The organism is Rhizobium leguminosarum bv. trifolii WSM2297 (assembly GCF_000271845.1).
Map to the genome: position 1 here is coordinate 966912 of NZ_JH719393.1, position 18436 is coordinate 985347.

The 18436-nt window shown below is 60.4% G+C and carries 16 protein-coding genes and 1 riboswitch; of the genes, 10 read left to right on the top strand and 6 right to left on the bottom strand.

What is annotated here, in order from left to right:
• Positions 1-1827 carry a phosphomethylpyrimidine synthase ThiC gene (gene thiC, locus RLEG4DRAFT_RS08270; RefSeq protein ID WP_003576864.1) on the bottom strand — a complete coding sequence of 609 codons (1827 nt, stop codon included), beginning with the start codon at positions 1825-1827 and terminating at the stop codon, positions 1-3.
• Positions 1828-1918: 91 nt separating this feature from the next.
• Positions 1919-2049: riboswitch (TPP riboswitch) on the bottom strand.
• 137 nt (positions 2050-2186) lie between these two features.
• Here thiC and RLEG4DRAFT_RS08275 point away from each other — a divergent pair.
• Complete coding sequence (locus RLEG4DRAFT_RS08275) at positions 2187-2633, top strand: GNAT family N-acetyltransferase (protein WP_003576866.1); 447 nt, start codon at positions 2187-2189, stop codon at positions 2631-2633.
• An 89-nt stretch (positions 2634-2722) separates the two neighbouring features.
• Here the strand turns inward: RLEG4DRAFT_RS08275 and RLEG4DRAFT_RS08280 are convergent, their stop codons facing one another.
• Positions 2723-3790: an ABC transporter ATP-binding protein gene (locus RLEG4DRAFT_RS08280; protein WP_003576868.1), complete on the bottom strand. Its 1068-nt coding sequence runs from the start codon at positions 3788-3790 to the stop codon at positions 2723-2725.
• A gap of 337 nt (positions 3791-4127) precedes the next feature.
• On the opposite strand from RLEG4DRAFT_RS08280, the gene RLEG4DRAFT_RS08285 reads away from it, so the two are divergent.
• The 8 genes from RLEG4DRAFT_RS08285 (at position 4128) to RLEG4DRAFT_RS08320 (ending at position 13334) form a co-directional block, all read left to right on the top strand.
• Positions 4128-5768 (top strand): extracellular solute-binding protein, encoded by a 1641-nt coding sequence (locus RLEG4DRAFT_RS08285; protein WP_003576870.1) that lies wholly within the window; start codon positions 4128-4130, stop codon positions 5766-5768.
• A 72-nt stretch (positions 5769-5840) separates the two neighbouring features.
• On the top strand, positions 5841-6959 hold the full coding sequence (locus tag RLEG4DRAFT_RS08290) for a carbohydrate ABC transporter permease (RefSeq protein WP_003576873.1): 1119 nt from the start codon (positions 5841-5843) through the stop codon (positions 6957-6959).
• Positions 6959-7870 (top strand): carbohydrate ABC transporter permease, encoded by a 912-nt coding sequence (locus tag RLEG4DRAFT_RS08295; RefSeq protein ID WP_003576876.1) that lies wholly within the window; start codon positions 6959-6961, stop codon positions 7868-7870. Before RLEG4DRAFT_RS08290 ends, RLEG4DRAFT_RS08295 begins: the two co-directional genes overlap by 1 nt.
• A 16-nt stretch (positions 7871-7886) precedes the next feature.
• On the top strand, positions 7887-8915 hold the full coding sequence (locus tag RLEG4DRAFT_RS08300; RefSeq protein WP_003576878.1) for a LacI family DNA-binding transcriptional regulator: 1029 nt from the start codon (positions 7887-7889) through the stop codon (positions 8913-8915).
• A gap of 42 nt (positions 8916-8957) precedes the next feature.
• Positions 8958-9419, top strand: a complete 462-nt coding sequence (locus tag RLEG4DRAFT_RS08305) for an RbsD/FucU family protein (RefSeq protein WP_003576881.1) — start codon at positions 8958-8960, stop codon at positions 9417-9419.
• Complete coding sequence (gene rbsK / locus RLEG4DRAFT_RS08310; protein ID WP_003576883.1) at positions 9416-10345, top strand: ribokinase; 930 nt, start codon at positions 9416-9418, stop codon at positions 10343-10345. The genes RLEG4DRAFT_RS08305 and rbsK overlap by 4 nt, the downstream gene beginning before the upstream one ends.
• A gap of 186 nt (positions 10346-10531) precedes the next feature.
• Positions 10532-11518, top strand: a complete 987-nt coding sequence (locus RLEG4DRAFT_RS08315; protein ID WP_003576885.1) for a cytochrome-c peroxidase — start codon at positions 10532-10534, stop codon at positions 11516-11518.
• A gap of 10 nt (positions 11519-11528) precedes the next feature.
• On the top strand, positions 11529-13334 hold the full coding sequence (locus RLEG4DRAFT_RS08320; RefSeq protein WP_003576887.1) for a methyl-accepting chemotaxis protein: 1806 nt from the start codon (positions 11529-11531) through the stop codon (positions 13332-13334).
• A gap of 60 nt (positions 13335-13394) precedes the next feature.
• Here RLEG4DRAFT_RS08320 and RLEG4DRAFT_RS42440 read toward each other — a convergent pair whose 3' ends face one another.
• Entirely contained in the window at positions 13395-13703 is a 309-nt protein-coding gene (locus RLEG4DRAFT_RS42440) for an excisionase family DNA-binding protein (protein ID WP_245277938.1), read from the bottom strand.
• A gap of 369 nt (positions 13704-14072) precedes the next feature.
• Between RLEG4DRAFT_RS42440 and RLEG4DRAFT_RS08330 the strand changes: the two genes are divergently transcribed.
• Entirely contained in the window at positions 14073-14615 is a 543-nt protein-coding gene (locus RLEG4DRAFT_RS08330) for a PIN domain-containing protein (RefSeq protein ID WP_003576890.1), read from the top strand.
• On the opposite strand, the gene repC is transcribed toward RLEG4DRAFT_RS08330, so the two are convergent.
• The 3 genes from repC to repA all read right to left on the bottom strand — a co-directional run bounded on the left by repC (position 14563) and on the right by repA (position 18371).
• On the bottom strand, positions 14563-15903 hold the full coding sequence (gene repC, locus RLEG4DRAFT_RS08335; RefSeq protein WP_003576893.1) for a plasmid replication protein RepC: 1341 nt from the start codon (positions 15901-15903) through the stop codon (positions 14563-14565). The genes RLEG4DRAFT_RS08330 and repC overlap by 53 nt on opposite strands.
• A gap of 219 nt (positions 15904-16122) precedes the next feature.
• Entirely contained in the window at positions 16123-17091 is a 969-nt protein-coding gene (gene repB / locus RLEG4DRAFT_RS08340; RefSeq protein ID WP_003576895.1) for a plasmid partitioning protein RepB, read from the bottom strand.
• Between the two features lie 71 nt (positions 17092-17162).
• Positions 17163-18371, bottom strand: a complete 1209-nt coding sequence (gene repA, locus RLEG4DRAFT_RS08345; protein WP_003576897.1) for a plasmid partitioning protein RepA — start codon at positions 18369-18371, stop codon at positions 17163-17165.
• Positions 18372-18436 lie beyond the last annotated feature (65 nt).

An 18436-nucleotide genomic window follows, 5' to 3' on the forward strand; every position in this document is an offset into this window, starting at 1 on the left:
TCAGTCGGCCCCGTGGGCGCGGGTGTCGATCGGCATATAGAGATCGCCGCCCTCACGGTATTTCGCCGCCATCGCGTCCAGCCCTTCCTTTTGCGCTTCGGCACGGATGTCGTGCGATATGCGCATCGAGCAGAATTTCGGGCCGCACATCGAACAGAAATGCGCCACCTTGTGCGCCTCCTTCGGCAAGGTCTCGTCATGGAAGCTGCGGGCGGTGTCGGGATCGAGCGACAGGTTGAACTGGTCTTCCCAACGAAATTCGAAGCGCGCCCGCGACAGCGCGTCGTCGCGCAGGCGAGCCGCCGGGTGCCCCTTGGCAAGGTCGGCTGCATGGGCGGCGATCTTGTAGGTGATGACCCCGGTTTTCACATCGTTGCGATCGGGCAGGCCAAGATGCTCTTTCGGGGTGACGTAGCAGAGCATGGCCGTGCCGAACCAGCCGATCATCGCCGCACCGATGCCGGAGGTAATATGGTCGTAGCCGGGCGCGATATCGGTGGTCAGCGGCCCCAGCGTGTAGAAGGGCGCCTCACCGCAAACGGCAAGCTGCTTGTCCATATTTTCCTTGATCTTGTGCATCGGCACATGACCGGGCCCCTCGATCATAACCTGGCAGTCTTTCGCCCAGGCGATTTTCGTCAGCTCGCCCAGCGTTTCGAGTTCGGCAAATTGCGCCGCATCGTTGGCATCGGCGATCGAACCGGGGCGAAGGCCGTCGCCGAGCGAGAAGGAGACGTCATAGGCCCGGCAGATGTCGCAGATCTCCTCGAAATGCTCATAGAGGAAGCTTTCGCGGTGATGATGCAGACACCACTTGGCCATGATCGAACCGCCGCGCGAGACGATGCCGGTCACGCGGTTGACGGTGAGCGGAATGTAATGCAGCCGCACGCCGGCATGGATGGTGAAATAGTCGACGCCCTGTTCGGCCTGCTCGATCAACGTATCGCGATAGATCTCCCAGGTAAGGTCCTCGGCGATGCCGCCGACCTTTTCCAGCGCCTGGTAAAGCGGCACAGTGCCGATAGGCAGCGGCGAATTGCGGATGATCCATTCGCGGATATTGTGGATGTTGCGGCCGGTCGACAGATCCATGACGGTATCGGCGCCCCAGCGGGCCGCCCAGACCATCTTCTCGACTTCTTCGGCCATCGATGAGGTGACGGCGGAGTTGCCGATATTGGCGTTGATCTTCACCAGAAAATTCCGGCCGATGATCATCGGTTCGCTTTCGGGATGGTTGATGTTGGCTGGGATGATCGCCCGGCCGGCGGCGACTTCCCGGCGGACGAACTCGGGCGTCACATGATCCGGAATATTGGCGCCGAAGCTCTCGCCGTCGCGCACCAGCGCGTCGGCGCTGGCTTTGCGGCCGAGATTCTCGCGAATGGCGATAAACTCCATCTCCGGTGTAATGATGCCGGCGCGTGCATAGGCAAGCTGGGTGACGGCCTTGCCGTCCTTGGCACGCAGCGGCAGGCGCCGCCCTGGGAATTCCGGAGTCAGCCGGTCGGCGCTGACGAAGCCGTTGTCTTCGGGGCGGACATGGCGGCCATCATAGGGTTCGACATCGCCGCGGGCCAGCACCCAGTCGCGGCGCAATGGGGGCAAGCCCTGCTCGATACGGATCTCGGCGCCTTCGATCGTGTATGGACCGGAGGAATCATAAACGATGACAGGCGGTTCGCCCGCGGTCGGATGGACGCTGATTTCGCGCATCGGCACGCGGATATCGCCATGGATATCTCCCGGAATCTGGATCTTGCGCGATGCCGGCAGCGGGCCGGTGGTCACGGTCGGGGTAAGGTTCTTTGCGGCAATGGTCATGGTTTGAGGCTCCAATTGCAGTTGGAGACCCAGTCAATCAGCCGGAATGATGAAAAGACGCCGGCATGGATTCCACGCGTGAATCCGAAGCCTTCGAGCGCTTGCACCGTCCCTACGCCAGTATGAACTGGATCAGGTTCAACGGGTCACTGCGCCACAACAGGCAAAGCCGTATTGTCCAGCAGTATCTCAGCCCCTTGCGGGACCCCCCTGGTGAATGCCGACAACCGTAAAGCGCCGTCGCTGATTGTGTCAAGCTTACAGCTTTATCGTTCCGCTTATACCGGGCGCCTCTGGAGCCTGTTGCGTTACCGATCGAACTGCGGCAAATGTCAATTCACTCAACGTCAGGTGGATTTATGTCGTTTCGAATTGATCGTCTTGCGCTAGAACATCTCAATGGCGCCGCCGCCGTATTGATAGGTGCCTATTCGGGACCGCCGTGGAACGAGAATTGGTCGCTTGAAGCTGCTGTCGAAAATGTAAACAACACGCTTGAAACGCCCAGATCCATTGCCCTTGCGGCCATTGATGGAGGCAAGGTGCTGGGAATTGCGTTGGGTACACGACAGCGGCGCCATGCCGGTCCGGTCATTTATCTTGATGAGCTTTCGGTACTGCCTGAAGCGCAGGGTAAGGGAATAGGGACCGCGCTCCTATCGGCAGTTTTTGAAGCAGCAATGGCCGAGGGATGCAACAGCGTCTGGTTGGTCTCGCAGCGAGAAGGTGCCTTGTCGAAATTTTATCAGCGCTGCGGATTCACCATCGGCAGCAACCTTGGCCTCTACTCCAAATCGAGTGCGTAGCGGTTAGGGCTGTATTGGCCTGTCATAGAACTGACCTGCCACGGAGCTTTCATCGATGACAGCCTCACGGTTTTTGAATCGATACCCGCTCAATCCGGTCGCAACGTCTTGCCCGATACCGCATCGAATAGGTGAAGCTTTCCTGGCCGAGGAGCGATCGTCGCAAGCTGCCCCGGCTCAAAATCGTGACGGTCGGAAAGCACCGCGACAAGCTCGCCGGACCCGTAGCGCAAGAAGACCATCGTCTCATGGCCGGTGGGTTCGGTGACGTTGACGGTCGTATCGAGGCCGCTTTGGCTGAGCGACAGGTGTTCGGGCCGGACGCCCAGGAGCACGGCCTGTCCGTCGGTCGCCTGCGGGGTGAAACCGAGCACAATCTCGTCGCCGGTCTCCGTTACGAAGATCGCACCGTCGGCCTTGTAGCGGCCTTTCAGCAGATTCATCGACGGCGAGCCGATAAAGGCTGCCACGAACGTATTGCGGGGACGATCGTAGAGTTCGAGCGGTGTGCCGATCTGTTCGACCTTGCCGCCCTGCATCACCACGATCTTGTCGGCCATGGTCATCGCTTCGACCTGGTCATGGGTGACATAGATCGTCGTGGTTCTCAGCCGCTGGTGCAGCTCCTTGATCTCCTTGCGCATCTGCACGCGCAGCTTGGCGTCGAGGTTCGACAAGGGTTCGTCGAACAGGAAGACTTGCGGCGATCTGACGATGGCTCGTCCCATCGCCACGCGCTGGCGCTGACCACCTGAAAGCTGGCGTGGGTAGCGGTCGAGATAGGGCACAAGGTCGAGCGTTTCGGCCGCCGCTTGCAGCCGCTGCTTGATGACGTCGGCCGGCTGCTTCTGCAGACGGAGCGCAAAGACCATGTTTTCGGCAACGGTTTTGTGCGGGTAAAGCGCATAACTTTGAAAGACCATCGCGATGTCGCGATCCTTCGGCGGCAGATTGTTGACGACCTTTCCGCCGATCGAGATGGTGCCGCCGGTGATGCTTTCAAGCCCCGCGACCATGCGCAACAACGTCGATTTGCCGCAACCGGACGGGCCGACGAGCACGACAAATTCGCCGTCGCGAATGTCGATATCGACGCCATGCAGAATGTTGACGGCGCCATAGGCTTTCCGCGCCTCTGAAATATTGACCTCAGCCATATGCCTCCCACTCGTTTTCCAGCTCCCCCGGCAGTCCCGGGACGTATGTATCTCTCGACAATATCCTCGGCCTTAGGCTTGGCGAAAACCGCGCTCTGCCTTGCTCGAACATATCGTCAAGCCTCCTCCATGAAACGTTTCATTTATGATTGACTTTTCCCGCTTGCCGTCTAATGCTCAATGGCGAGGCCGAGAGGAGCGGTTTCCAGCAAGAAATATGAAACGTTTCATTTTCTTGTGTACCAAATAGTTCTGCGCGAGACCAGTCCCAAAATCGGACCGGAGCCAATCCGGAAAGACTGGCGGGAGGCAGCGCACCAACGTGGAGGAGGAAAGCATGAAAGTCGAAATATACGATGCATTGATGTGCCGTCAGGCAAGCCGCCGCGACGTCCTGCGCGGAACGGCAAGTGCGGCGGCTCTGCTCGGTCTATCGGGCGCGATGGGCGGAGTTCCGGGCGTGGCGTTTGCTACCGACGATGTGCGCGCCCAGATCCTTCAGATTCCCGGCGTCGGCAAGGGCTCGCCGACGGATGCAGACTGGCAGAAGGTTGGCGAGCTCTGTCTCGGCCCGACCAAGGCAAACATCAAGCAAGGCGAATTTGCCGGTGTCGAGCTGACCTTCATGGGGCTCAACAATCAGAACCTGCACAACTTCCTGTTTCGCGGTTTCCTGAAGCCGTGGGAAGCCTATACCGGCGCCAAGATCAACTGGATCGACCTTGCCCAGGCTGACTACAACGCCCGCCTTCAGCAGTCGATCGCGACCGGCACGGTCGATTTCGACATTCTGGAAATGGGCGCACCCTTCGAAGGCGATACCGCCGGACGAGGGCTTCTGGACGAGATGCCTGACTGGGTTGCAAAGCAGATCGAGGCCGACGATCTGGTGAGCTACCTGAAGCCGCCGGTCGGCACCTGGGACGGCAAGACCTATCGCGTGACGATCGACGGCGACTGCCACACCTTCGCCTATCGCAAGGATTACTTCGGTGAAGGCTCGATCAGCGGCATGGCCGAGCCGCCGAAGACCTGGCAGGAGGTCAACGCAGCCTCCAAGGCGCTGATCGGCAAGACCGATCCGCTGACCAGTCAGCCGGCCTACGGTTATCTCGATCCGCTCAAGGGCTGGGGCGGTTTCGGCTTCTATTTCATCGAGAATCGCGCGACTGCGTACGCCAAATATCCGGGTGACCCGGCTTGGCTGTTCGATCCTGAAAACATGAAGCCGCTGGTCAATAACCCTGCCTGGGTCCAGGCGATCCAGGACGTCCTCGATCTGATCGCCGCCAAGGCCTATCCGGCCGATCAGATCAATGCCGATCCCGGCACCACGGCCTTCTCGCAGTTCCTGGCAGGCACCGGCGCCATGCTGATGTGGTGGGGTGACGTCGGCTCCGGTGCACGCACCTCGGACACGTCGGTCGTCGGCGATGTGGTTGGCTTCGGCATCAACCGCGGCTCGAACCGGGTCTACAACCGCAAGACCGGGCAATGGGAAGACAAGTATAACGAAGCGCCCAACATGGCCTATCTCGGCTGGGGCATCTACGTCACCAAGCAGGTTTCCGGCGACGAGAAGAAGCGCAAGGCGGCCTGGTCTGCTGCCGCCCATCTCGGCGGCAAGGATCTGTCGCTGTGGACCTCGGCCTATCCCTCCGGTTTCCAGCCCTACCGCCAGTCCAACTTCAACTACGACGAATGGGAAAAGGCGGGTTACGATCGCGCCTATATCGAGGACTATCTGGGTTCGAATGCGGACAGCTATAACCACCCGAACGCCGCCATCGAACCGCGCATTCCCGGTATCTTCCAATATTACTCAGTCGCTGAAGACGAATTGGCAAAGGGCTTTGCCGGACAATACAAGTCGGCGCAGGAGACCGCGGATGCGATTGCGGCCGCCTGGGAAAAGATCACCGATCAGATCGGCCGCGACAGCCAGTTGAAACTCTATCGGACGAGCCTCGGGCTCTGACCGCTTGACACCAATACGCTGGCGGACCGGAAGCGGTTCGCCGGCGCTCATTCTGTCCGGACGAGGAAAATCATGTCGACAGTCGAAGGCGACCTGCTCCACACGGTCGAAGCCGGCTCCATTTCCGCGAGCCGTCGTTTCTGGGGCCGCGCGGCCCTATGGCTAAGCGCCATATGGTTCATCACATCCTTCGTATTGCAGGGTGCCCATGAAATGGGCTGGACCGGTTGGGGCTTTGCCAACTGGCGGCCGGTTCTTTATGCCTATTTTCTCTGGGCAGCCGTTCTTTGCGTCACGCGCGTCGTCATCCACGGCGAGGCGGGCAAGAAGGCGCTTTTTGTCCTGCCTGCCGCGCTTTTCGTCGTGTCGATGGTGGTGTTCCCACTGCTCTTTGCGCTCTGGATCGGCTTTTCCGATTGGAACCTCGCCTCCTCGACGGGGCGGCGTTTCAACGGGCTCGACAATGTGCGCCGGATGATCGCCGATCCGTTCTATGCCAATGCGCTGCTGAACATGGTCCTTTATTGCCTGGCCATCGCCATCGAATATGCGATCGCCTTCGGCCTGGCGCTGCTCCTCAACCAGGAAATCGTCGCCCGCAAATTCTGGCGCGTTACCTTTCTGGTGCCCTTGATGCTATCGCCGGTGGCGGTGAGCTGGATGGTCGGCAAGTCGATGCTGGAGACTCGTTTCGGCCCGGTCGCGCGCTTTGCCCGCTGGCTCGGCTGGGAAAATCCGTCCTTCTTCGGTGATCCGCTGACGGCGAAACTTTCGATCATGATCATGGATGCCTGGACCTTCATTCCCTTCATGATGATCATGCTGCTCGCCGGATTGCAGGGCCTGTCAAGGGAGGTGCTGGAGGCGGCCGAAGTCGATGGCGCCACCAAATGGCAGCGCTTCTGGAAGGTCACGTTCCCGCTGATGCTGCCGGTTTCGGTAACGGCGGTGATGATCCGGGTGATCTTCAAGCTCAAGCTCGCCGACATCATCATCACGGTGACATCGGGAGGTCCCGGCGGGGCGACGGACTCCGTCACCAGTTTCATCTATCGTGAATATCGCGATCGTTCGAATGTCGGATACGGCACCTTGCTCGCGCTCGTCTATCTGGTGATCATCGTCTTCGGGATGACAATGCTGATGAAGATCTCGGACCGTATCGTCAAGCGGATGACAGGAAGGCTCTGATGGTTCGCATCGATTTCGAAAAATACGGGCGGGCTCAGCGCATTCGTTGGTGGGCCATGCGTTTGGCCGTCTACGGCCTGCTCGTCACCTGGGCGTGCATCTGCATCTTCCCGCTGTTCTGGACGGTTTCGACCTCGTTCAAAACGGCCGCGGATGTCATGCGCGGCAATCTGATCCCCTGGTTCAACTTTACGCCCAGCTGGCTCGGCTGGCGCTCGCTCGGGCTCTCTCCCGATACGATTTCCCAGGTATCGACGGTGCGTGACGAGTTCATGCGCAGGCTCTGGAACAGCGTCATCATCTCCGTCAGTGCGTCCGCTCTTGCGGTCGTGCTCGGATCGATGGCGGCCTATGGCCTCAGCCGCTTTTCCTACAAGTTCGGCCATATGCGCAATTCCGACATTTCCTTTTTCTTCCTGTCGCAGCTCATCATGCCGCCCGTCGTCCTCGCCCTGCCCTTCCTGGTTCTATATAAGGAGCTGGCGCTGCTCGACACCTACGCGGGCATGATCGCCGTCTATACGCTGATGGTCCTGCCGATTGTCGTCTGGATCATGCGCGACCAGTTCGCCACCATCCCGGTAGAGCTCGAGGAGGCCGCCCTGGTCGATGGCCTGTCGATATGGGGCGCGTTTGGCCGAATCATCGTGCCGCTGGTTCTGCCGGGCATGGTGGCCGCGTTCCTGCTGGCGCTGATCCTGTGCTGGAACGAATATTTCTTCGCAGCACTGCTGACCTCCACCAATACCAACACGCTGCCGGTGATGATTGCCAGCCAGACAGGCAGCCAGGGCATCAACTGGTGGTCGATGGCGGCCCTTTCGACCGCCGGTATCCTCCCGCTTGTTGTCGTCGGCGTCGTGCTGGAAAAGCACATCATCGCCGGGATGACCGCAGGCGCCGTAAAATAGCTGCGGGATGGCGAAAATGTCGAAGATGCCTACAGTCAAGGATGTCGCCGGTTATGCAGGCGTCTCTGTGGGCACCGTTTCGCGTGTGCTGTCGGGCGAAGTCGCGGTCAAACCCATGCTGCGCGAAAAGGTCAACGACGCCATTTCTGCGCTCGGTTACCGGCCGAACGTCACCGCCAGAGCACTGCGGACCAGAAGAACCGACGTCATCGGCCTCATTGTTCCCGACATCACCAATCCGTTCTTTGTGCAGCTTGCGGCAAGCGTCGAGCGTGCGGCGCTCGAGCGTGCGCATAGCCTTATGCTGGCAAGCTCGCATGACGATCGCGAGGCGGAGCAGCACCACGTTTCAGCCTTTCTCCACCGGTCGGTGCGCGGCATCATCGTGGTGGCTTCGAGCGACGGTTCAGGCTTTCATCTGCCGGCATCGGTCCCGATCATCTCGCTGGACCGGCGCTTCGGCACCTTTCCCCTGGTGTCGACCAACCATGCGCAGGCGGCCGCGCTGATTGCGGATCATCTCCATGGGCTGGGACATCGCCGCATCGCCTATATTGCCGGGCCGGCCGATACCGAGGCGGGGCGCATGCGCAAGGAGGGCTTCGTCGGTCGCATGGAGGAGTTCGGCAAGACCGGCGAACCCGTTGAACTGGAAATTGCCTATGGCAGGTTCGACTATGAGTCCGGTGAAAGAATTGCCCGCGATCTGCTTTCGCGCCCGTCCCACCAGCGGCCGACGGCGATTGCGGCGGCCAGCGATCAGCAGGCCATCGGTGCGCTGCGGGCTGCGCGCGATCTCAAGATCGACGTGCCGCGAAAACTATCGGTTACCGGTTTCGATGACATTTCGCTCGCCAATCTCGTCGTTCCCAGGCTGACGACCATACGTCAGCCGGCAGACATGCTGGCTCGCCGCGCGGTCGGCCTTCTGCTGGCGGAACCAGCGGGCGCGGAAGACGAAATGGTCGACGGGTCCCTGATCGTGCGCGGGTCGAGCGGCGCCTGCCCGCGACCCAAAGCGGATGCCGCCGGCCACACGAATTGAAGAGGGCCGGCGCGCCGGCCATGAGAAAAGGATGAAAGATCAATGCTCAAGGGAATTCGGGCCGAACTCAACGGCGACATTCTTCAAGCACTTTGCAACATGGGACATGGCGATTATCTCGTCATTTCCGACATGAATTTTCCGTCGGATTCGATTGCCCGGCAGACTCGCCTGGGGACGCTGCTGACCATGGAAAACATTGCCGCGCCGCAGGCAATCGATGCGATCCTGTCGGTCTTGCCGCTCGACACACCGATCCAGCCTTCGGTGGGCCGCATGGAAGTCATTGGCAAGCCGGATGAAATTCCGCCGATACAGCAGGAGGTCCAGGCAATCGTCGACCGCGCTGAAGGCAAGCCGTCGCCCATGTATCCCGTCGAACGGATGGCCTTCTACGACATCGCCAAAAAGGCCTACTGCGTCATCGCCACCGGGGAACTGCGTTTCTATGGATGTTTCCTTCTGACAAAGGGCGTCATTCCGGCGGAAGAGGCGGTCCGATGAGCGAGAAAAGCGGGATCGTCATTCTCGGCATTTTTGCCGCCGACACCGCCTATAAGGCAAAACGCCTGCCCCATATCGCCGAGACGCTGATGGGATCGGGCTTCACGCTCGGGCCCGGAGGCAAGGGCTCCAACCAGGCGATTGCCGCGGCCAAGGCCGGAGGCAAGGTCACCTTCATTTCAAGGGTCGGCGCCGATCCCTTCGGCGAGATGGCCCTTGCGGCCTATTCGCAAGCGGGTGTCAAAGCCAATGTGATGAAGATGGACGGCGTTTCCAGCGGCGCCGCCTTCATCTTCGTTGACGAGGTGAGCGGCGACAATGCGATCATCGTCGTCCCGGGTGCCGCGGGCCTTATCGGCATTGACGATGTCGATGCGAACCGGGCGGAGATCGAAAGCGCTGCCCTTTTCATGACCCAGCTCGAACAGCCGCTCGAGGCGGCGCTGCACGGCCTGGCGATGGCAAAAAGGGCAGGGGGCACGACGATCTTTAACCCCGCGCCGGCGCGCGCCATTCCGGACGACGTCTACGGCTTGTGCGATTTCATCGTCCCCAATGAGGTGGAAGCCGCCGAATTGGTGGGCCATCCGATTACAACTGATGAACAGGTCCGTTCGGCGGGCCGCACTTTGCTGGATCGAGGGGCGCGAGCGGTGATCATCACGCTCGGCGCCCGCGGCGCATTTTATCACAGTGCCGGGCAGAGCGAATTCGTCCCCGCATTCTCGGCCGGGAATGTCATCGACACAACCGGGGCGGGGGACGCCTTTCTCGGCGGCTTCGCGACGGCGATTTCGGAAGGACAAGCACCGATCGAGGCGATCCGTTTCGGCTCTGCGACCGCCGCAATCGCCGTGACACGCCCGGGCACAGCCCCTGCCATGCCTTCACGCGGCGAAATCAGCGCCTTATTGCGCCGCTCGTGATTGATATCGCAGGGCAATCCGGTGCACCGACTATAACAGCGTGGCGCCATTTTCGTGAGCTGGCGCTGCAACCCTAGTCAGCAGAACCTTCGCACCATCCTCAAGTATATGTTGCTTTACATACCATTAATGCAATTGCGCTAAATTTAGCATCAGCCAGAAACCTCCTCCGGACCTGCTAGAACAATGCGCCTCCTGATTGCAGCTTCCCTACTCGCATTGGCCGCAGTCCCGCCCGGAGCGGCCGCCGATCTTTCTGCCTATAAACGGCCGCTGACGGTGCCCTTCGAGGGGGTCACGGCCTATTCCCCTCAGCTCGCGACGCTCGGCAAGATGCTGTTCTTCGACCCCAGGCTTTCCGGCAACAAGAATATGACCTGCGCTAGCTGTCATAACCCGTCCTTCGGTTTCGAGACGCCGGTGAAGACGCCGATCGGTGCGGCCAATACCGCGCTCGGGCGCCAGGCGCCGACGGTTCTGAACGTTGCTTGGATATCGCCCTTCTTCTGGGACGGCCGTGCGCCGAACCTGGAGGAGCAGGCGGCAGGCCCGATCACAGCTGCGGCCGAAATGAACGGCAAGCTCGACACCGCCGTGACCGAAATGCAGGATATCCCTGATTACAAGAAATGGTTCGGCGAAGTATTCCCCGACAAGGGCATCAGCAAGGAGACGCTGCTGACGGCGATCGCCACCTATGAGCGGACGGTGGTTTCCAACTGGTCGCCCTTCGATCGCTGGGTCGACGGCGACGAGAAGGCGGTCTCCGACAGCGCCAAGCGGGGCTTCGAGCTGTTTACCGGTACTGCCGGCTGCTCCGCCTGCCACACGGGCTGGAATTTCACCGACAACAAGTTCCATGACATCGGTCTGCCAGGCGACGATATCGGGCGCTACAAGATCGATGCGAGCAGCCCGAACAATAAATATGCCTTCAAGACGCCTGGCTTGCGCAACACGCTCTACCGTGGCCCCTATATGCATGACGGCAGCCTGAAGAGCATGGACGAGGTGATCGTTCATTATGAGGGCGGCGGCGTCAGCCGTCCGTCGCTCGATCCTGCCATATCGCCCTTCCTGCTGACGGAAGAGGAAAGCAACGATCTGATCGCTTTTCTGGGCACCCTGACCGCCGAAAAGCAAGACATCCCCCTTCCGACGCTGCCGAACTGAGGTGCAGGCGATGACACTCTCCATACGCATGCAGATCCTCGTGCCCATGGTGGCGACGATCGTCGTCGGCTTCGGCAGCGCATTCCTGATCGGCTATCAGGCGGTCACCGGCCAGACCCGGGTCGCCGCAGTGGTGCAGGAGGCGGTGAACGCCAAGCTGGCATCGGCCCATATCGAGCAGCAGTTCAGGCAAGCGACATCGGTCGTCGACCGGGTGCTGTCGATGACCAATTTCGTGTCGGCGGCCGAGGTCAAGACCGAATTCGACGAGAGCAATGGCGCGCTGACGCAGTCGCTCGACGAGCTTGGCGGCATCGATCTCGCGACATCGCTGACCGAAGGAGTACGGTCGCTGCGCCAAGCCCATGATGTCTGGGAAAAAGACGTCAAGGTCAGCCTTGGCCTACAGCCGGCAGACGAAGTGCCGACAACAGAGAGGCTTTCGCGCTCGCAGCAGGCAATCCTGACCGGGATCGCCGCCGTTAACGCCATCGTCGACAAGATCGCCACAGAGAGTGTGGCCGATGCCGGCAGCGCGCTGGAAACGAAGATCGAAATCGAGTTGGCCTTGGCAGCGATTGCCGCCATCGCCGGCCTCGGTATTCTGATCGCCATCGCCCGGCATGTATCGCGCCCGATCCAGCGCATCACCCAATCCATGCAGGAGCTCGCGAGCGGCGAGACGAACAAGGCGATCCCCTATGCTGGGCGCCGCGACGAGATCGGCCTGATGGCAGGTTCCGTGGAGGTCTTTCGCCAGAACGCCATCGCCCGCTTCCAGCTCGAAGGCCAGGCCGAGGAAAATCGGCGCCTGGCGGAGGCAAACCGGTTGGCCGACCAGGAGCAGGCGGAACGTGCTGCCGCGGAGCGGCTGACGGTCGCCACCTCCGGGCTTGCGGCCGGGTTGAAGCGGCTCGCGGAGGGCGATCTTGCCTTCAAGCTCTCGGAGCGGTTCGCACCGGAGTTCGAACCGCTCAGGCATGATTTCAACGCCTCCGTCGAGCAGCTCGGCGGCACGCTGCTTTCTGTCTCCGAAAGTGTGTCGATCATCAATTCCGGCACCCGCGAAATCAGCAACGGATCCAACGAACTCTCAGGCCGCACCGAGCGTCAGGCAGCAACGCTCGAACAGACCGCCGCGGCCCTGAACGCGGTCACCGCCAAGGTCACCGAAGCTTTCGAGATCGCCGAAGAGGCCCGGACCGTTGCCGACAACGCCAACCGCAGCGCGCTCGCATCCGGCATGGTGGTGGCCCAGACGGTCGACGCCATGGGCCAGATCGAAGAATCCTCCCGGCAGATCAACAATATCATCGCTGTCATCGACCAGATCGCCTTCCAGACCAACCTGCTGGCGCTCAATGCCGGTGTCGAGGCGGCCCGCGCCGGCGAAGCCGGCAAGGGTTTTGCCGTCGTCGCCCAGGAGGTGCGCGAACTCGCGCAGCGCTCGGCTCAGGCGGCCAAGGAGATCAAGGAGCTGATCGGGCGGGCGTCAGCCAAGGTCGCCGGCGGCGTCGAACTGGTCAATCAGACCGGTGCTGCGCTTGGCGACATAGGCCGCTTCATCGTCGATATCAACCAGCGCATGGATGCGCTGGCGGCCTCGGCGCGCGAACAGGCGACCAGCCTCTCAGAAGTCAATTCGGCCATGCACCAGCTCGACCAGGTGACCCAGCAGAACGCCGCGATGGTGGAAGAAACCACAGCAGCCGGCGTTACGCTCGCTAGCGAGGCGGAACGTCTGCGCGAACTGGTCACCCAGTTCGAACTGGGCAGGGCAGAACCTGGCACGCGAAGCTATCGCGACGCGGCTTGAACGAAGGGTTCGTGATCGAATGCGATCTCGGGACCTTGAGAGGCGCTACGTTCGGGGCTGTTAGCGAGGCTTTCCGAGCTCATAACCGTCGGCGTCCTCACTCAGAGATGTCAGCCGATCCAGCGCCAAGGTCCGCTTGGCGTCCCGAGCTGCCTTGAATGCCGCAACATCCGTTGCTCTCACGCGGCGGTGACTGCCAACCATTTCCGCCGGGAGCTCCCCCGTGTCGACCAATCGAACCAGATACTGCCTGGAAACGTTGAGAATGTCCGCTGCGACTTGAGTTGACAGCATCTCTTCGTCCGGCAGCACCGTCACGGAACGCCCCTCCGCGAGAAGCTCGGCTGCCTGATACATGATTTCTGCCAATGCGTGGGGTATTTCCAGACGCTCGCCATCGGCGTCGACGACCTGAACACTCCCCTGTCGTTTCCTGGACGTCGCCCGTAAAAGCGATGCAATGCGGGCGGCAGCCGATCTCTCGGGTGCCGGAACGGTATTCGGGGTTCTGGCAGGATTTTTATCCTGCGATGTGCGATGTGATATGGACATGCCGACAATATGGCGCGCAAACGCTATAAACGCAACCGGCTTATAACATCTCGCGCAAATGTGTGTGTGTGTGTGCGGTTTGCGACAACGACATGCGTAAAGACAAGACTTAAAGTGCGGGCCAAGCGAATCTGAAAGATCGCGACACGCTTTGTTTTGATCAATGGGTATTTCGCATGAGTGCCGATGTTCGTCTCTGTCCTTGATGCCAATGTTTTGTTTCCCATGCTGCTGCGGGATACGCTGTTGCGCGTGGCGTCAGAAGGTTGCTTTCGGGCTCGCTGGTCGTCTCGCATTCTGGAGGAAATGACCCGTAACCTGGTCAGCGACTACGGCATGGAGCCATCCAGAGCCAAAGCATTGCGAACTGTTATGGAGGAGGCATTTCCTGAAGCGAATGCTGAAGCTTGGGAAGAGATCGAGCCGGCTATGCAAAATGATCCGAAGGATCGACATGTCGTCGCGGCGGCCGTTGCAGAAGCCACAATTATCGTGACCTCAAACATCCGCGATTTCGGTAATCTCCCAGACGGCATTATTGCCTTGACCCCTGATGAGTTTCTCACCGAAATTTTCGCGAGAAATGAGACGAAGGTCCTGAGGGCGCTCGCGATGCAAGCCGCCGCCTATCGGCGACCAACGTTGACCGCAAGCGAGCTCATCGGAAGACTCGCGCTCACCTCACCCCGTTTTGCCGAGCAGGCGCTCCAGGCTCTTTCCCGAAGTTGACCTTCCGGCAACCCTCTTCCAGCCCAACTTTAAAGCGATCCTTTGTCCGCAACAGCGCCATCAGCATTGGGCCGAGCGCGAATTCGCCGCGTTTGGCGCGTCGCGTGAGATCCCTGAGATAACCGCCGGCGGAGTTTATGCACCCTCCCCTTTGCAGAATACAGGCCATGACGACGGCGGCGTTCTCCGGTCCCATCACCGACGCCGCTTCCTCATAGGCCGACGGGCTGACGCCCAGCATCGAGTGCACCAAGATCGTCGCCGTCATCAGATCCCGCCAGCTGGCGATCCTGCCGCCTGGCCCGTAGTCGACGATGTCAGGGCAGGCTTGGACGACCATGCCGAGCGGGAGGGATTTCAATTCCCCGGCATTCGTCCGGGCAGTGGTCCGCGATCCGTTCCCGTCCACTCCGGCTTTCCGCCTTTCCAACCCTGAACTCGGCTCGGGATCCCGGTTCGCCTCCTGCACCGTTTCCAAGCCCGGTTCAGATTCAGATGTGGATTCGGGATTCGAATTCTGTATGTGGCGCTCAATTCGGGATTCATTGGTGCTCGCTCTCTGATGTTTCTCTTGCGATTCCAACGTGTTGATGACGTTGAGGCGGATCGTCTCAAGTTCTTCGAGGATCGGCGGGAGATTTTCGAGCGTTGCGGTCCTCGGGATGCGCTGCAACAGGCCATCAAGGATTGAAGAGACATGCTCCCAATCGCCGGGAACTGTTTCCTCGATGGCCGCGGAGATAAGCTTGGCGATGTCGCGCCGGCAGATCGTCAGCCGCTCTTTCATCCCGCGCAGCATCTGCCGGTCGGCGGCAATGCCAGCCGCGATCGCTTCGATTTCATGTGCACGGGCAAGTAGCGGCGCCAGGCTGAAGCCGTAGGCCTCGGCGATGCTGCCTTCCTTGCCGCGACGGACATAACGTTTGCCGTTCGGGCTGTCCTTGCGGGAAATGAGGCCGGCCTCGACGAGGACTGCCAGATGCCGGCGCAGCGTTGCGGCCGCCATGCCCCGTGCCCTCAGGCAAAGTTGCGCATTCGAGGGAAAGACGATCAGCCCGCGTTCGCACGACAGCTCGTCATCGGGAAAAAACGTCAGCAGCGCATCGAGCACTGTCAGCGCCCGGTCGGTGACATCGAGTCTCGCCCTCGCCTCGCAGACCGATCTGAACAGCTTCCACTTGTTACGCTTCGTCCCGGCCTCGATCGTCTCGCCCCGCCGCTGTTTCAGCAGCATGGCAAGCGACATCGGCCGCCGCCCGAAGGGCGTCGTCACAGATTCACTCTCCATTTCCATCACCTTCAATAAGGCAAAAGAAATCCGCTCACCGAAACGATGCGAGGATCGAAAGTTTTACAACGTCTTGTGCGTCTAAAAGGACGCGTCGGCGCTGTAAGACTCTTGACGGGGATTCGTGAAAATGCGATTCTCTGTCTTGCTTAAGGATAGGAGAAGGGCTTCCACGACTCAGGTCGTTTGGGGGCCTTTTTCTTTTGCGGTTCAGTCTCCTTATTTGCTCTCCTCGGCGAGGAATTGCTCATAGAGCGCATCCAGCCTGCTGGAGAGAAATTCCCCGAAGCGGCCGGCATTTTTCGCCTTCATTGAAAGCGAGAACGCCTTGCCGTCATTCTTCATTTCCGCCTGGACGGCTTTGTCCCGCGGCTCCCATTTGACCTTCCCTGCCGCGGCTTGCGTCTTTCTGACCGGCCGGGCGCTCTTGTTCAGCGCCGCGTAGAGCGCTTCGAAACGTTTGTCGGACGGCAGGCGAGGAAACGCGTCCTCCTTCATCACCTTGGCGATATCTGTCGCATTGGATGCCTTGCCGGCGAGCAGTGAAAGCTCCACCCAGCGTTCGCGGCCGATGCCGGGTGCGGGGCCGATTGCCTGGACGACCTCCGGCGAGATGCGATCCATGACCGATATCATCTTCGAGATCGACGCCGCATTGGCGGCAAGCGCGGTCGAGATGACTTCCCTGTCGTAACCGAGTTCCTCCAGTCGCCCGGCGAAGACCGCGCGCTCGATGAAGGTAAGATCGGCCCGCGCCGAGTTCTCCTGGCCCTGGGCGATAACATGGGTCCGGTCGTCGATCGCCTTGACGACGGCTCTGACATTGCGGCCGAGCTCGCGGGCTGCACGCAGCCGCCGATGGCCGAAGACGACCTGATAGCGGCCGTCGATCTTGGCATGTGGGCGCACCAGAATGGGCGTATCCTGCCCGCGGGCGCGGATCGCTTCGACCAACGCACGGAACTCATCGTCGTCTTGCGTCAGGCGGTCCTTGACGAAGGAGGCCTCGATGACATCGGGATCGAGATCGACCACTGCTTCGCCCTCGAGGAATTTTTCCGCCTGTTTGGCCAGCTCGTCCAGCGAGCGGACAAGCGAGCGGCCCGCCCCGCGCATCGGATAGTTCGGCGCGCCTGCATTCTCGTCAGGCATGTCGGTCAGCCCTTCCAGAAGATTCTTTCGTGCCATCGCTCTTCCTCCGATGTCGGTCAATCAATTGATTCGGCTTGCGGAAATCGTGAATTTGTCAGCCGACAAATTCACCGCCCCCATGCCTGATGAATAAGCGCTGCGATTTCAGCGTTGACGGCGTCCATCGCCTCCATCGCCCGGTCATAGGTTCCCCGGTTCATCGACGAACGCTCGACCTCATAGAGGGTCTGCTTGGTGATCCCGGCATCCGAGATCGCTGTCGATTTGACCATCTGGTTCCTGAGCATGAACTCGTGGAACATCGTCGACATGAAGCCGACCATCTGCGCCTGCGGCACGTCTGTCGGCTCGTAGCGGGTGATCAGATAGCGATACCAGGAAAGGTTCACTTCGGCGCCGGCCGCGCGGATCGGCTTCAGGATGCCGCCAAGCATGAGCAGGAACTGGCCCATCGACATGACGTCGAGCATCTGCGGATGAATGGTGATCAGCACGCTGGTCGCGGCCGTCAGCGCCGTCAGCGTGAGGTAACCGAGCTGCGGCGGGCAATCGATGACGATGACATCGTAGCGATCCTCGACCTCTGCGAGTGCGCGCGAGATGCGGGTGAAAAACGTCTTGCCGTCATTGGTCGATTTGTCGGCCATGGCAAGCGGCGTATCGTATTCGTATTCCTGCAGGTCGAGATTGGCCGGCACGATATCGAGGCCTGGAAAATTCGTCTTATGGATAATCTCCGAGAGCGGCTTCTTCTCGCCGTCATAGCGGATCGCTTCATAAAGGGACGAGGCCTGGTCGAATTCCGGCTGGAAGCCGTGAAGGGAGGACAGCGATGCCTGCGGATCGAGATCGACGGCAAGAACGCGGTGGCCGGTCAGTGCAAGATGCTGGGCAAGATGGGCTGATGTCGTCGTCTTGCCGGAGCCGCCCTTGAAATTGACGACGGCGATGACCTGCTGTTTTTCATGGCCGCGGCGGTGGGGAACATACATGCGGCTCTCGGAGCGACCATGGGCATCGAGATGGCGCCTCAGTTCCAGCATCTGCTCGGCGGTATAAGACCGACGCCCGGAAGGCGATGTCTGCGGGCAGGGGCCTTTGCCTTCTAGGTGCAGTTTCTTCAAAGTGCTTTGCGAGGCGCCGACATAATTTGCCACCTCTGCCAGAGAGAAGTTGCGCAGCGTCTTCTTGGCATTGGGCGGAAAGCGCTGCACGCTGAGCAGATGGAGCTTCTTTGAAATCACGTCGCCCTGTTCGAGGATCATATCCTCGAAATGCAACGGCGCCTTCTGCAAGGCGGTCAAATTAGCGTTCATCGGCAGCAATCTTTCGGATAACGATTTTCGGGATCAAAAGCCCTTCTAACCGTTATTATCCGCGA